This is a genomic window from Candidatus Edwardsbacteria bacterium (assembly GCA_031082425.1).
GTDB lineage: Bacteria > Edwardsbacteria > AC1 > AC1 > EtOH8 > UBA2226.
This window is the reverse complement of sequence record JAVHLB010000005.1, coordinates 155,200-169,953: the sequence shown is the minus strand read 5'-3', so window position 1 is coordinate 169,953 and position 14,754 is coordinate 155,200. Positions and strand designations below refer to the sequence as shown.

The following is a 14,754-nucleotide window of genomic DNA, read 5'->3' as shown; positions in this document are numbered from 1 at the left end:
GAGTAGGGCTATGTCGCATAAGAATAAGATCAGAGGCTTCACTTTGATCGAAACCATGATAGCATTGGTAATGTTTTCTTTCATTGTTGCGGCCGTTATTCAGATATTCATCAGCAGTCAAAAGACAAAAAGGGACACTGAACTTGTTACCGAGGCCCAGCAAACTGCCAGGATTCTGCTCGATATGATTGCCGAGGATGTCCGTTCGGCCGGATATGGCGCCAATTCGATCGCCGGGCACACCCCTATTGGTTATGCCGGCCCTTATGACCTGATGATCAATGCCAATTTTGCGCCCTATCCCGATAACCCCGACAGCCACGGCACTCCACTGGCAATAAATCCCACTGCGCTACCCTTGCCGGGCAACGGACTGTATGCCGGCTCGGTGTACAGCGATGGCGCCGAGACCATAAGGTATTCTTTTGACTCTAACAATGATGGTCTTGTGACCGTCGATGATCGGGGGGATGATCTTGAGGAAAGGCTAACACCCAATACAAATTTGTATTGCCTGGCCCGCCAGGTGTTCGGCTATAATCCAACCACCACATCAAACGGAGGGACCGTGCTCCCGGTGGGATTGGTCAGGGTCAGCACTTCCAGCGGCGTGGTCCCGATGTTCACCTACTATTATTACGACCAGACCGTTACAAGGGACCGGCTGTGGGGGGATGCCAATGGGGACAGCGTACTGACCGGCGCCGAACTTACCAGCGTTGGTCCTATTACCAGCGCCACTATATTGAAAAACATCACCAAGGTCGGCATCAATGTCCAAGCACAAACCAGCCGGCCCAACAGCAAAGGGGCATATGTTGAGGTCAGCCTCAATACTATAATTACCATAACCAGGAACAAGCCGATAATCGACGGCAAGACGATTTTCGGCCGAGTGGCGGTGGATGCCAATCATAACAACCAGGTCGATCTTGGCGAAGCCGGGGTGGATAGTGTAAAAGTAGAACTAAGCGACGGCCAGGTCCAGTATACTACCGGCGGCGGCAATTACTCATTCAGCGTGGCACCCAAGATCATCCAGATCAAGGTGACTTTGCCGGAGATCGTTTGCGGCGCCACGGCCGGCTATAAACCCGTAGGGGTATTGGATACCATAGTGGACGCCACCAGCGCGAATATCGAGAAAAATTTCCCGGTTGAGACTTATGTGCCGGGCTTTTTGCGGGGCCACGTTTACGAGGACCTGAATAACAGCGGGGGGTTCGACGATGGCGAGGGAATACTGGGGGCCGCCGTCAATCTGGTCAACTCGGCCAAAGTGGTATATTCCGACGCCACCGGCCTGTATTGCGCGGCGGTGGAGCCCCGGACCACCGATGTGGTGTGTTCCCCCCCCGATGTGATATACGTCCCTGTCACCCCCAGCGCCGGCGACACCACCATCACCATCACCGCCGGCAGCTACACCGATGTTGACTTCAGATATCGGCAGGCCGGGCAGGCCTTCATCGGCGGGAAAGTGTTCAAGGACGCCAACCCGCTTAAAACCTTTGAGGGCGAGCCGGGCATAGGTGGTGTGATAATTACTGCTTATACCATGGATGATATGATCCCGGTAGGGCAGGATACCACCGACGACAACGGCGATTTCCTGTTCATGGTCCCTGAGAACGACGCCTCAAATATGTATTTTGTGGAGGAGACAGATTCCGCCGGATGGATATCCACCACCCCAAATTTCAAGTATATCGGCCTGATCGCCGAAGGCGACACCATAGACACCCTGCATTTTGGAGACATCAAACTTCAGGCCATTACCATCAACGCGGTAAATGTGATGTGTATGACGGTGAACGATTTTTATGAATACGAAGGCGGCCTGACCACCCATCTCTATGACGAAGACATCGTTCTGGGCACCATGTACAACGCCACCGGAAACATTTTGGGCTGGTTCGATAAATGCAACGATGGTGCGGTCACCGATATCAATAATTTGTTCTCCACCAATGCCGATTACACCCGGACCACCAATATCCTGGCCAATATCAGCGCCATGGCCAGCGACACCATGAATCGCAGGGTAACGACCAATAATTCCGGATCCAGCGGAACCATTACCGACCCCAATTATAAAAATTCCCGCACCCGAAAGGATCTGGTGATCGGGCTGGATAATACCGGGGTAAGCACACCCTCCTATAACCTGGTGGTCTGGCCCACCATAGACGAGGACTCCTCTACCGGCAAATGGGGGCAGGCCCAGTATCCCAGCGTATTGGACCTAAAATACAACAGCACGCCCAAATATTATTTAATGGCTCAGGACGCCAATTACGTGGTCAACAGCATCGCCTTGGGCGACTTCGGAGGCGACGGGTTCCCGGATATAGTGGCGGGCTTCAGCACTGCCCAGGGGGCCAACAGCGGCGGCTTTAACCTGTGGCTCAACAAACAGATCGCGACCTCAAAGAACAAGGTGGGGCTGGAGATACGTGATTTCAGGGACACCTGCCAATGGACGCCGGCATTGAATTTGGGTGCGGTAAAGGCGGTAGCCTCCTGTTATCGGCTTTTCGGAACCTATACCGACCTGGTGGTCGGCACCCGGACCAGCGACGGAGCGGGCCGGATAATAGTATACCAGGGCAATTTCGCCTTCCCCTGGTTCACCCAATACGATGTCTATGATCCAGAGGGAGAGGTGGTGTCGCTGAAGACGATAGATATAAATAACGACGGGCTGAAGGATATCGTTTCGGCGGTCAAAACCGCCGACGGCAAGGGCAAACTGCAGGTCTGGCTGCAGGGGACCGATCAAAGATTCGGGCAGCTGGTCTTATCCACCAGGTATCCCAACTACTGGATTATTTTGAGCCAGGGCGAGCCCACCTCCATGGCGACCGATTTCATGAAATGGTCCAGCAGCATCTATCCCCACATCGTGGTCGGCATAAAATCCGGCAGTTATTCTGGGATGACCCTGCTGTTCGATTGCTTCGGAGGGGTGCTGGTGAACAATGGGAACGACATCTCCGAGGGGATGTTCAACGGCGAGGTGGCGGCCGTCACCATAGGCGATTTTAACCAGGATGGCGTCAGGGACGTGGCCATAGCCGAAAAGAAATCGGCCACCGAGGGCCACTTGGTCATCTTTTTCCCGGATGTAAACTAATTATCATATAAAGGAGTGTACAATGCTTAGCGCACTAAAAAAAGAAAAAGGCATAGCCCTGGTGATCGCCATGATGTTGCTGCTGGTGATGTCGGTAATGGTGGCCGGGTTCATGCTGACCATCACCACCGAGCAGAAACTGGGCGGCAACCAGAACACCTATACTTCGGCGCTCAATGCCGCCGAAGCAGGCATCAGCGAGCTTTCGGCCCGGCTGAGCCTTACCGGATCCAGCCCCTATTACATCGGAGAGGGCGACGTGGTCCATCCCGACTGGCAGGCCCGGATAGTGAACAACACCAGCATTCCCACGGCGCCGGCCAACTCCAACATCGACTATTATTCCTCCCTGCAGGCCTCGCTGAACGACACCCTTCAGCTGCCCTATACCGTCAGCACGGTAAACACCGCCGATTCGGTTTATGTCCTGACCGCGCGTTACAAGACCGAGATCAACGGCACGGACACCACGATCTATTACTACAACCACGCCACCGGGGAACGGATTGCGGTCGCCTCTCCCTACGGGGCGCCCAACGACAAATCAACCCCCATCTGGGTCATCAGGTCCACCGGTATCAGGGGGAATGTGCGCCGCAGTCTGGAGGTCGAGGTCTCCAAGATCCTTTTTGACTGCAATGTCAAGGCCAGCCTGCAGACCAATGCCGATATATTTTTCAGAGGGCGGGGAGGGGTCTGCGGGCACAATCACCCCGTCAGCCTGTGGCATTCAACCGGGCAGCCGGACGCCGGGGCTTCGCTTACCGGCGGTGGCGGCCTGCCATATTGTCACAGCCCCCGTGGACTTTATGAACTATGCAACCCGCCATCGGTTACCGATGACGATGCTGGCTGTTTGCCCGGCATCGCCACTTCTCCAGGGGCTACCCTGAAAGGCCCGCAGGGAGGGGCGGTATCCAATGGCGAGCCCCCAACTGCCGGCAATGTGACCTACCAGCCTATCTGGAACATGCTGGGCTTTGCTGATTCTATTAGTATGAAGACCGCTTACGGATTTTTGCCGGCCATTACCGATCCCACCACTGTATCCCCGACCGATTTTCAGGGCAAAGCCCTGGAATTTGATTGCGATGTCGACATATCAGCACTTAATTTGACGGCCAATCCTTCCGGAATATGGTGGCTCAAAAAAGGCTTTAAGGCCGCCGGGGGAAATAATGTATATTTCAAAGGCATATTCGTGGTCGAGGGCGGGATGCATATCTCCGGCCAATTCTGGGTTCTGGGGGCCATGGTCTGCAACGGGGATATCGTATTGGGCAACCCGAGCGGCGGTCCCAACCCGGTCAACTTGACCGGGCAAATAGATGTCCTTTATTCCAGCGAAGCCATTCAGGATGTTTTATCCCAAACCAGCTCATCGGCCGGTCTGAAGCAGCTTTCCTGGCGGGAAGTGAACATTCACTAAGCTATTTTTTATAAAAGCCGCCCTGATACTTTGGGGCGGCTTTTGGCTTTGTTTTCATTTGACTTTTATTTTCAGATATCTTATACTTAACAAGTTAGTTTTATTGCAACTTACAAAAATAATTTTCAACAAATTAAATGGCCAGATCCATCACCGGCGGCTGGCATTGGCCGGCCAAAATGTTCTGCTATAAAAAGCCCATAGAAAATCCCGACCGGCCGGATTTTCTGACCATCCCCCTGTGGCACGGAGGCAAGGCCTCGGTCTTTCCCGGTGACTGGGTCCATGCCTACGACGCCATCGGCTATGATTCGAAGGGCCTTCCGGTATATGCCCCGCTGGCCGGGCAGGTGGAGAGGATCGAGGACTTTCCCGACCTGGTGGCCCGGCCCAGGAATTTTGATTTCCCCCGGCTGACCGTTCATCTTCAGGTGTCCCAGGCCCAGCACCAGCCGAAAGTTGTGCTGGAGGCCTTTCCCCGGTTCTGGGAGAGGACCCGGGGCGATCTGGGCCACCGGATATGGGAGGCCGGGATCAGGGACCTGCAGGAGCCGCCGGATACGGACCTGCTGATATTCAACGGCCTGAGCCTGGAGCCGCCGGTATCCGGCAACATCCGCCTGCTGAAAGAGGCCCCGGAGAAGCTGATAGAGGGGATGCGGATATTGATGCAGCTCCACCGTTCGGTGCGGGGGCGGGTGGTCATTTCATCCGACATGCCGGACCTGATAGAACGGATGAAGGTGCTGTTGACCAGCGCGGTGAACCTTTCGGTGGAAGTCGTGGAGCCCAAATATCCCCAGGGCCATGCCGGCCTGCTGCAGGATAATTTCCCGGGATCCCAGAGCTCCAGGGTCTACGGTCTGGAGGAGGTGTGGAACATCCGGCAGGCGGTGATCGAGGGATGGCCGATGACCACCAAGCTGTGCACCGTCTGGGACCAGACCTCCGGGCAGTCGGCCAATGTCCGGCTGCCGCTGGGAACTACCCTGGAGCAGGTGTTCAAGCGCGACCTGTCGCGCTACCGGAACATCAAGCTGATCCTGGGCGGGCTGATGACCGGCCAGAGCTATTACAGCCCGAAGATGCCGGTGACCCCGGACACCGACGGGGTGATCATGATGAAGGACGACATTTCCTGGGAGGACAGCCTGTGCATCAACTGCGGTGAATGCTCCAACATCTGCCCCCGGAACTTGAGCCCCCAATGCCTGTATGCCGCGGTGGGTGATGGCCGGACGGAAAAATATTCCGCCCTGGGCCTGGAAAAATGCCTGGAGTGCGGACTGTGCAGCTTCGTCTGCCCGTCGCGGCTGCATCTGCTGCACCAGATCAAGGTGGGCAAGTCGATGGGGAAGGCAAACTTTGAGCCTTTTGCATGACAGAGAGGCAAAGGCCTTGAACGGTTAAGGGGCTCATCGAAAGTGATTAATATTTTAACTTAAAGGTTCGCTGCGTAAATGTTCAACGTATCGTTGTGGCCCCATATCCGCACCCGCTTTGACTGGAAGCAGCTGGGCTTCCGCAGTTTCATAGCCCTGCTGCCGCTGGCCGGGTTCGGCCTCTATCTGTGGGGCTGGGGCCTGGCCTCAAGGCTGTTGTTGTCCCTGTTCCTGGGGCTGGTCTGGCACATCTATGCTTTGAAAAAAGGCCGCCGGAAAAGATCGGATCTTTGGTTCGTCAACGACGCCATCCTGATCTGCCTGCTGATCCCGGCCGGCATCAGCCTGATAATTCCGGCCGGGCTGACGGCGGCCTGCGGCTTGCTGCGAACCTACGTCAGGGACCGGGAGTACGCCTATCCCCTGAACTTCCCCCTGGTGCTGGCGCTGCTGGTCCTGGCGGGGGGCGATTATTTCGGCGGGGGGTCAGGCCTGGCCAATCTCGCCGGGCGGGGGGCGGTTTTCAGCGGCCGGCTGTATTTCATCTCCGGCTGGCTGCCGGTGGGACTGACCATTATGTTCTCGTTTTTATTCCTCCACCGGCTTTACAAATGGAGGATATTGCTGGCCGGCCTGCTGATGCCCCTGGCTTTCCTCTATCTGCAATACCGGGCTGACGGGGGGCTGGATATATTTCAATTGTCCTGGACGGCCAACCTGTTCCTGTTCTCGCTGGGGGTGCTGGGAGCCGACCAGATGTCAACCCCGGCCCGGCACTGGGGGCAGTATTGGTACGGAATGCTCTGCGGCATTCTGATATTCCTGTTCTCCTTAAAGGGCCTGATGCTGGAGGGGATCCTTTTTGCTCCCGTCATCGCCGGGCTGGCCACGCCCCTGCTGGACAAGATTGGCGGGGTGGCTATGCGGGCGGCTGAAACATTCAACCTGCCCGTCGACCCCGGGGTTTGACGCCTTTAAGTTGAACGGTAGACTATGCGTAACCATTCAACCACAAAAGGCACCCATGACACAAAATTGATGGGAAAGAAATATTGAAGGGTTGTTGTATTATAGGGATGTGTTGATAAAGATGCAACACAAGAAAATTATTTTGTGCCTTATGTGGCTAATACCGGCCCCGTGTTCAATGGTTTAAAATAAACTTAGTAATTATATTCAACGTATTATTTTGAGAGGAGCATGAAAATGGCGGAGGGTGAAAAAGCAAAAGCCTTGGATCTGGCGGTATCGCAGATCGAAAAACAATTCGGCAAGGGTGCCATCATGAAATGGGGCAGCCGCGATGCCGGGGTCAACGTGGAGGTGATACCCACCGGCTCCATATCGCTGGACTATGCCCTGGGGGTGGGCGGGGTGCCCCGCGGCAGGGTGGTGGAGATCTACGGCCCCGAGGCCTCGGGCAAGACCACCCTGGCCCTGTCGATAGTGGCCCAGGCCCAGAAGAAGGGCGGCACCGCCGCCTATATCGACGCCGAGCATGCCCTGGATTCCAAATACGCCCGGGCCCTGGGGGTGGACGTGGACAACCTGCTGATCTCCCAGCCCGACACCGGCGAGGACGCCCTGGAGATCACCGAGACCCTGGTCCGCAGCAACGCCATGGACGTGATCGTGATCGATTCGGTGGCGGCCCTGGTGCCCAAGGCCGAGATCGAGGGCGACATGGGCGATTCCCACATGGGCCTGCAGGCCCGGCTGATGTCCCAGGCCCTGCGCAAGCTGACGGCAGTGGCCAACCGCTCCAAGACCTGCATCGTGTTCATCAACCAGATCCGGATGAAGATCGGGGTGATGTTCGGTAACCCCGAGACCACCCCGGGCGGCCTGGCCTTAAAATTCCACGCCTCGGTGCGGATGGACATCCGCCGGATAGAGACCATCAAGCAGGGCGAGCAGATGATCGGCAACCGGGTGCGGGTCAAGGTGGTCAAGAACAAGATGGCCCCGCCCTTCCGGACCACCGAGTTCGAGATCATCTTCGGCGAGGGCATCTCCTATGTCGGCGACCTGATGGACCTGGCGGTGGAGAACAACATCATCGAGAAGGCCGGGGCCTGGTTCTCCTACAAGGGCGAGCGGCTGGGCCAGGGCCGGGACAACATCAAGGCCATGCTCAAGCAGAATCCCGACCTGCTGGAGAAGATAGAGATCGACCTCAAGGCCAAGCTCGATCCGCCGGCCGGGCAGAAGGCGGAGGGCCAGGAGCCGGAGAAAGAGGAGAAGGAAGAGCCCAAGAAACGGGGGCGGAAATAAAGCGCACATTATTCGTGATAGACCACCCCAAAATCCCCTCCTTGATCAAGGAGGGGATAAGGGGAGGTAAGGTCTGCGGGAATAAACCATGGATATAAACAAGGCCCGGAATTATGCCCTGCGGCTGCTGGAGCTACGCGGACGCTCGGTCAAAGACGTCAGGGACAAGCTTAAGGTAAAAGGCGCCTCCCCCGGGGATATCGATCTGGTGATAGACGACCTGCTGTCGCTGGGGCTGTTGGACGATGAGAAGTTCGCCCGGGACTGGATCGAGAACCGGCAGCACTTTCGGCCCACCGGCGTGGTCCGTTTGCGGCAGGAGCTCTTTGCCAAGGGGATAGACCGGGAGATAGTTGATCAGGCCGTCAGGGAGTATAAAATCAATTCGGATGAGTTCCCGGCGGCCCTGGATCTGGCCCGGAGAAAGATGAAGCTTTACCGCAAGCTTGATTCCGATACTGCCAAGCGGCGGCTGGCGGGGTTTCTGGCCCGCCGGGGGTACGAAGCCTCGATAGTCTCAAAAGTGCTGAAGGAACTGCTGAAGGAAAATAATTCAGAATGATTCAAACCACCTTCAGGCGCTGGCTAAAGCTAATGACTGCGGTGCGTGACTCCGATGCCGATTCGGTGGAGCGTTACTCCCCGGGCGAGGAGACCACCAACGCCATCCTGCACGGGGTGGGACTGGGGCTGGCCATTGCGGCCCTAGCGGTGCTGGTGGTGCTGGCCAGTCTGTCCGGGAACGCCTGGTACATCGTCAGCTTCAGCATCTACGGGGCGACGTTGGTGTTGCTGTATCTGTCGTCCACCCTGTACCACGGTTTTTACGCCGGGCGGGCCAAGCAGTTGTTCCGGATCTTCGACCACTCGGCCATATTCCTTCTGATAGCCGGAACCTACACCCCGATCGCGTTGATCACCCTGCACGGCCGGCTGGGTTGGACCGTGTTCGACGTGGTGTGGGGCATCGCTGTTCTGGGCATAGTGGGCAAGGCCTTCTGGACCCACAAATTCGTGTTCATGTCCACCTTGCTGTACATTGCCATGGGATGGCTGGTGGTGGTGGTGATAAAACCGGTGCTGGAGAATCTGAACACGGTCAGCCTGGTGTTCCTGGGGGTGGGAGGGCTGTTCTACACGCTGGGGACGGTTTTCTACCTGTGGCGCAGATTGAAATACCACCACGCGGTCTGGCACCTGTTCGTGCTGGCCGGGAGCATCTGCCACTTTTTTACCATACTGTTTTTGCTGCCCAAATAGACAAGACCCTATCGAAAAAATATCAAATCATAATATCATGCAAACATCAGATCAAATACGCCGATCATTCCTGGATTTCTTCAGATCTAAAGGCCACACCATCGTGCCGTCGGATTCGGTGGTGCCCCAGGACGATCCCACCTTGCTGTTCACCAATGCCGGGATGAACCAGTTCAAGAAGATCTTCCTGGGCTTGGAGGACCGGGGCTACAAGCGGGTGGCCGACAGCCAGAAGGTGTTGAGGGTCTCCGGTAAGCACAACGACCTGGAGGAGGTGGGGCGGGACCACACCCATCACACCTTCTTCGAGATGCTGGGCAACTGGTCCTTCGGAGACTATTACAAGAAGGAGGCCATCTCCTGGGCCTGGGAACTGCTGACCGCTGTCTGGAAACTGCCCCAGGAAAAACTCTACGCCACGGTCTATGTCAACGATGAAGAGGCTTTTGGTTTCTGGAAGGATCTGACCGATATCGACCCTTCGCACATCAGCCGCCACGGCGAGAAGGACAATTTTTGGGAGATGGGCGAGACCGGCCCCTGCGGCCCCTGCTCCGAGATACACATGGACATGGGGGAAGGCACCTGTACCAAGGCCGGCGAGGACGGGCATGTCTGCGGGGTGAACGTGGACGGCTGCGGGCGGTTCGTGGAGATCTGGAACCTGGTGTTCATCCAGTACGACCGGGGGCCGGACGGAAATCTGACCGAACTGCCCAGCAGGCACGTGGACACCGGAATGGGCTTTGAGCGAATCGTCCGGGTGCTGCAGAAGAAAAATTCCAACTATGACACTGACCTGTTTTATCCGGTCATCAAGGCGGTGGAGAAGATATCCGGGATAACCTACGGCCAGGGGCAGACCGATGTTTCCTTCCGGGTGGTCGCCGACCACATAAGAGCCCTGGTCTTCACCATCGGGGACGGGGTGCTGCCGTCCAACGAGGGGCGGGGATATGTCATCCGGCGGATCCTGCGGCGGGCCGCCCGGCACGGGCGCCTGCTGGGACTGACCGAGCCTTTCCTGCACCATCTGGTGCCGGGCGTCATAGAGATCATGGGCCAGGCCTATCCCGACCTTAAGCCCCGGACCGAGCACATTGCCATGGTGGTCAGAAACGAGGAGGAGAATTTCGTCTCCACCGTGGCGCTGGGGCTGACCAAACTGCTGGAATCGGCCGCGGCCATCACCCCGCCCAACAAAAAGGCCATCCCCGGCGAGGTGCTGTTCAAGCTCTACGACACCTTCGGCTTTCCCATAGACCTGGCCCAGGAGATCGCCGCGGAACAGGGCCTGACCCTGGACCTGGAGGGGTTCAACCAGGCCATGGAACAGCAGAAGGAGAGGGCCCGGGCGGCCCGGGGCGAGGTGGCGTTCACCGCTGCCAAGGAGGTTGAATATCCATCCTGCATTTTTGTGGGATACGACAGGCTTCAGGGAAACACCAGGATCACCGGAATCTATCGCAAAGAACTCAAACTGGAGTCCGCCGAAAAGGGGGAGACCGTCGACCTCACCCTGGAGAACACCCCCTTCTATGCCGAGGGCGGAGGGCAGGCCGGCGACGTGGGCATCATTGAAAACTCAAACTGCCGGATCAAGGTGCTCAATACCGTCAAGGCTTTCAACGCTTCGACCATCCACCGGGCGGAGATAGTTTCCGGCACTATCAAGGTCAAAGACGAGGTCACCGCCTCGGTCGACCAAGCAGCCAGGCTTAGCACCGCCCGGCATCACACCGCCACCCATCTTCTGCAGGCGGCCCTGCAGCAGGTGGTGGGCAAGCATGTCCAGCAGCAGGGCTCGATGGTCGGTCCGGAGCGACTGCGCTTTGACTTCACCAATTTTGCCGCCCTGGATCCGATGCAATTGGAAGAGGTGGAACACCTGGTGAACCGAAAGATCATGGACAACATTCCGGTGACCGACCGGCACATGAAGCTGGCCGAGGCCCAGAAGACCGGGGCCATGGCCCTGTTCGGGGAGAAATACGGGGAGGAGGTCCGGGTGATATCCTGCGGGGATTTCTCCAAGGAACTATGCGGCGGGACCCACGTCAAGCACAGCGGCGAGCTGGGGCTGTTCAAGATAGTCAGGGAGGAGGCCATCGCCTCCGGAGTGCGGCGGATCGAGGCCGTGACCGGCGAGGCCGCCTACCGCCTCGCCAAACAGGACCAGCTGTTGGTGTCCGAGATCCAGGACCGTCTTAAGGCCAACCGCGAGGACATCGTCAAAAAGCTCAATGCCCAGATGGAGGAGCTGAAAGCACTGGAGAAGGCAAAGAAAGATGCGGCGAAACTTCAACAGGGCGGAATGATAGAAGCCTTGGTTCAAGAGGTTAAAAAGGATCAAGAGGTTCAATTGCTGGTCAAATTGCTGGATGGTCTTTCCCAGGAAGACATGCGGGAGATGGCCGACAAACTGCGGATGAAACTTCCGGGCGGAGTGATCATTCTGGCCAGTACGGACGAAAGCAAGTTCGGGTTCACCATCGCGGTGGGCGATGAGCTGGTTAAAGCCAAGAAGTTCATGGCCGGGGACCTCGCCAAGCAGGTCGCCGCGATCACCGGCGGCAAAGGCGGCGGTCGGCCCCAGCTGGCCCAGGTGGGCGGCAAGGATGACGGCAAACTGAAGGAATATATGGGACAGATCGGAAGTTTATTCAACGGCCAAGCATGATAGTAATCCAAAAAAATCTCTGCGGGAACTGCGGCCTGTGCTCGGGTGTCTGCCCGGCGCTGGCCATTGTCCTGCACGGCTGGGGACTGGAGATAGACCAGGATAAATGCATCTCCTGCGGGAAATGCGGCACAGTCTGCCCCACCGGGGCGCTGACCTCACCAACCTGACCCCCGGCCTACTTCGTCGGGAAGAGTAAATATTCTCATCAGTCCAGGCTCTTCCCCGCAGGGGAAGGAGATCAATCGAGAAGGTCGAAAGGAAAGTTATGTTTTACGAATATCTTTTAAAAACCGCCAAGGCCAAGGGAGCGGCTTTTGTGGTGCTGGTGGATCCCGACAAGGTCAAGCCGGCCCAGGCAGCCAAACTGGGGGCGGTCTTCCAGAAGGAAGGGGTGGACGCCGTATTTCTGGGCACCAGCCTGCTGATGTCGGATCAGATCGGCCTGGTTGCCAGGGCCCTGAAAAGAAATTTCAAACGGCCGATAGCGATCTTTCCCGGCAGCGCCTACCAGGTGACCAAAGAGGCCGACGCCCTGCTGTATCTTTCGCTGATCAGCGGACGCAACGCCAATCTGTTGATCGAGGAGCAGGTCAAGGCCGCGCCGATGGTCAAACGCTCCGGGCTGGAGGTGGTCCCCACCGGCTACATGCTGGTGGAATCCGGACGTCTGACCTCGGCCAACTATATGAGCCATTCCATCCCCATCCCGCACGACAAGCCGGACATCGCCATGGCCCATGCCCTGGCGGCCAGATATCTTGGCATGAAGCTCATCTACATGGACGCCGGCAGCGGCGCCCTTTCTCCGGTGTCGGAGAAGATGATCGGCGGGGTGGCCAGATATGCCGGCCTGCCGGTGGTGGTGGGCGGGGGGATCAAGGATCCCGAGACCGCCGGGACAAAGGCCCGGGCCGGGGCCACGGCAGTGGTCATAGGGAATGTGCTGGAAGGGAAAATCAAAAACGATATCATAAATAAGTTTGCCAGAATGATCCACTATAAGGAGAAAAAATGAAAGGCGTAATATTGGCCGGAGGGCTGGGCACTCGCCTGCGTCCCCTGACCAGCATCACCAACAAACATCTGCTGCCGGTGTATGACCGTCCCATGATCTATTATCCCATCCAGACCCTGGTGCAGGCAGGCATCAATGACATCATGCTGGTGACCGGCGGCAACGCGGCCGGCGATTTCCTGCGCCTGCTGGGCAATGGCGAGGAGTTCGGGCTGAAGCACATCAACTACACCTATCAGAAGCGCGAGGGCGGGATCGCCGAGGCTCTGGGGCTGTGCCGCCATTTTGTGGGCCATGACAAGGTGGTGGTGATGCTGGGCGACAACATCCTGGACGGATCCATCAAAAAGGCGGTGGGCGATTTTCAGAAACAGGAATCCGGTGCCAAGATATTCCTGAAGACGGTGGCCAACCCCCGGGAATACGGGGTGGCGGAGGTCAAGGGCCGGCTGGTGAAGAACATCGTGGAGAAACCCAGGAACCCCAAGAGCAATTACGCCGTGATCGGCATCTACATGTACGACTCCCAAGTGTGGGACATCCTGAAGACCCTGAAGCCGTCGGGCCGGGGCGAGTTGGAGATCACCGACGTCAACAACGCCTTCATCAAGAAAGGCCAGATGACCTACGAGATCATCAAGGGCTGGTGGGGCGACGCCGGTTCGTCCATCGAGGACCTGTGGGTGGTCAACCAGTTCATCGGGCAAAGGGCCAGGAATAAAAAATGAAGATTTTAGTCACCGGGGCCAAAGGGATGCTGGGCGCCGACCTGTGCCGAGAGGTGGCTGGCGGCCACCAGGTGACCGGCATAGATGTTCAGGAGGTTGATCTGGTCAGCGCAGATGCGGTCGAAAGGCTTGTCGGGTACGATCCCGAGATCATTCTGCACTGCGCCGCCATGACCAACGTGGACGGCTGCGAAAAAGATCCCGCTGCCGCCTATGCCGTCAACGGACTGGGTACCAGAAATGTAGCTTTGGCCTCCCGGCAGCTAGATATCCCCATGCTGTACGTCAGCACCGACTTTGTGTTCGACGGCAAAAAAGGCGAGCCCTATTGCGAATGGGATGAGCCGAGGCCGTTGGGGCATTACGGAAGATCCAAACTGGACGGCGAGAATTCCGTCAGGGAGCTGTTGAAAAAATTCTACATCGTCCGCACCTCCTGGCTGTATGGTAAGCAGGGCCGCAATTTCATCAGCACCATCCTGGCTAAGGCAAAAGAGGCCGGAACGATAAAGGTGGTCAATGACCAGGTGGGATCGCCCACCTATGTCCGGGACCTGTGCCGGGCCATTGCCCGCCTGATCGCCAGCGACAAATACGGCACCTACCACCTGTCAAACTCGGGAGCCTGCAGCTGGTACGATCTTGCCAGGAAGGCGGTGGAAATGTCCGGGATCAAGTCCGAGGTGTTGCCCATTGCTTCCTCTGAATATCCCACCCCGACCACCCGACCTTCGTATTCCGTGTTGCGGAATTTTTGCTGGGAAAGGACCTTCGGGGAAACATTGAGGCCCTGGGAGGAAGGCTTAAGGGACTATCTCAAGGAAACCGGGGAGATCAAATAATACTT

12 protein-coding genes are annotated in these 14,754 nt (G+C 57.3%); all 12 read left to right on the top strand.

The features are described 5' to 3' along the window. The first annotated feature begins 10 nt into the window (after positions 1–10). Positions 11–3,136, top strand: a complete 3,126-nt coding sequence (locus RDU76_06720; protein MDQ7798620.1) for a prepilin-type N-terminal cleavage/methylation domain-containing protein — start codon at positions 11–13, stop codon at positions 3,134–3,136. Between the two features lie 22 nt (positions 3,137–3,158). Further along, positions 3,159–4,565: a pilus assembly PilX N-terminal domain-containing protein gene (locus RDU76_06715; protein ID MDQ7798619.1), complete on the top strand. Its 1,407-nt coding sequence runs from the start codon at positions 3,159–3,161 to the stop codon at positions 4,563–4,565. 137 nt (positions 4,566–4,702) lie between these two features. Then, the gene (locus RDU76_06710) at positions 4,703–5,947 is read left to right on the top strand and encodes a 4Fe-4S binding protein (GenBank protein MDQ7798618.1); all 1,245 of its coding nucleotides are present in this window, start codon (positions 4,703–4,705) and stop codon (positions 5,945–5,947) included. Positions 5,948–6,025: 78 nt separating this feature from the next. Continuing rightward, positions 6,026–6,916, top strand: coding sequence for an RnfABCDGE type electron transport complex subunit D (locus RDU76_06705; protein ID MDQ7798617.1), 891 nt, complete (start codon positions 6,026–6,028; stop codon positions 6,914–6,916). Between the two features lie 237 nt (positions 6,917–7,153). Then, the gene (gene recA / locus RDU76_06700; protein ID MDQ7798616.1) at positions 7,154–8,221 is read left to right on the top strand and encodes a recombinase RecA; all 1,068 of its coding nucleotides are present in this window, start codon (positions 7,154–7,156) and stop codon (positions 8,219–8,221) included. An 88-nt stretch (positions 8,222–8,309) separates the two neighbouring features. Next, positions 8,310–8,783 carry a regulatory protein RecX gene (locus RDU76_06695; GenBank protein ID MDQ7798615.1) on the top strand — a complete coding sequence of 158 codons (474 nt, stop codon included), beginning with the start codon at positions 8,310–8,312 and terminating at the stop codon, positions 8,781–8,783. Between the two features lie 32 nt (positions 8,784–8,815). Further along, on the top strand, positions 8,816–9,481 hold the full coding sequence (locus tag RDU76_06690) for a hemolysin III family protein (protein ID MDQ7798614.1): 666 nt from the start codon (positions 8,816–8,818) through the stop codon (positions 9,479–9,481). Between the two features lie 37 nt (positions 9,482–9,518). Continuing rightward, on the top strand, positions 9,519–12,161 hold the full coding sequence (gene alaS / locus RDU76_06685) for an alanine--tRNA ligase (GenBank protein ID MDQ7798613.1): 2,643 nt from the start codon (positions 9,519–9,521) through the stop codon (positions 12,159–12,161). Beyond that, entirely contained in the window at positions 12,158–12,331 is a 174-nt protein-coding gene (locus tag RDU76_06680) for a 4Fe-4S binding protein (protein ID MDQ7798612.1), read from the top strand. The genes alaS and RDU76_06680 overlap by 4 nt, the downstream gene beginning before the upstream one ends. Before the next feature lie 98 nt (positions 12,332–12,429). After that, positions 12,430–13,179: a geranylgeranylglyceryl/heptaprenylglyceryl phosphate synthase gene (locus RDU76_06675; protein MDQ7798611.1), complete on the top strand. Its 750-nt coding sequence runs from the start codon at positions 12,430–12,432 to the stop codon at positions 13,177–13,179. After that, entirely contained in the window at positions 13,176–13,907 is a 732-nt protein-coding gene (locus RDU76_06670; protein ID MDQ7798610.1) for a sugar phosphate nucleotidyltransferase, read from the top strand. Before RDU76_06675 ends, RDU76_06670 begins: the two co-directional genes overlap by 4 nt. Beyond that, on the top strand, positions 13,904–14,749 hold the full coding sequence (rfbD, locus tag RDU76_06665; protein MDQ7798609.1) for a dTDP-4-dehydrorhamnose reductase: 846 nt from the start codon (positions 13,904–13,906) through the stop codon (positions 14,747–14,749). Before RDU76_06670 ends, rfbD begins: the two co-directional genes overlap by 4 nt. Positions 14,750–14,754 lie beyond the last annotated feature (5 nt).

Excerpts from the sequence above, each read along its gene's own strand:
- RDU76_06720 (MDQ7798620.1), top strand. The coding sequence starts at position 11 with ATGTCGCATAAGAATAAGATCAGAGGCTTCACTTTGATCGAAACCATG.
- RDU76_06715 (MDQ7798619.1), top strand. The coding sequence starts at position 3,159 with ATGCTTAGCGCACTAAAAAAAGAAAAAGGCATAGCCCTGGTGATCGCC.
- RDU76_06710 (MDQ7798618.1), top strand. The coding sequence starts at position 4,703 with ATGGCCAGATCCATCACCGGCGGCTGGCATTGGCCGGCCAAAATGTTC.
- RDU76_06705 (MDQ7798617.1), top strand. The coding sequence starts at position 6,026 with ATGTTCAACGTATCGTTGTGGCCCCATATCCGCACCCGCTTTGACTGG.
- recA (MDQ7798616.1), top strand. The coding sequence starts at position 7,154 with ATGGCGGAGGGTGAAAAAGCAAAAGCCTTGGATCTGGCGGTATCGCAG.
- RDU76_06695 (MDQ7798615.1), top strand. The coding sequence starts at position 8,310 with ATGGATATAAACAAGGCCCGGAATTATGCCCTGCGGCTGCTGGAGCTA.
- RDU76_06690 (MDQ7798614.1), top strand. The coding sequence starts at position 8,816 with ATGACTGCGGTGCGTGACTCCGATGCCGATTCGGTGGAGCGTTACTCC.
- alaS (MDQ7798613.1), top strand. The coding sequence starts at position 9,519 with ATGCAAACATCAGATCAAATACGCCGATCATTCCTGGATTTCTTCAGA.
- RDU76_06680 (MDQ7798612.1), top strand. The coding sequence starts at position 12,158 with ATGATAGTAATCCAAAAAAATCTCTGCGGGAACTGCGGCCTGTGCTCG.
- RDU76_06675 (MDQ7798611.1), top strand. The coding sequence starts at position 12,430 with ATGTTTTACGAATATCTTTTAAAAACCGCCAAGGCCAAGGGAGCGGCT.
- RDU76_06670 (MDQ7798610.1), top strand. The coding sequence starts at position 13,176 with ATGAAAGGCGTAATATTGGCCGGAGGGCTGGGCACTCGCCTGCGTCCC.
- rfbD (MDQ7798609.1), top strand. The coding sequence starts at position 13,904 with ATGAAGATTTTAGTCACCGGGGCCAAAGGGATGCTGGGCGCCGACCTG.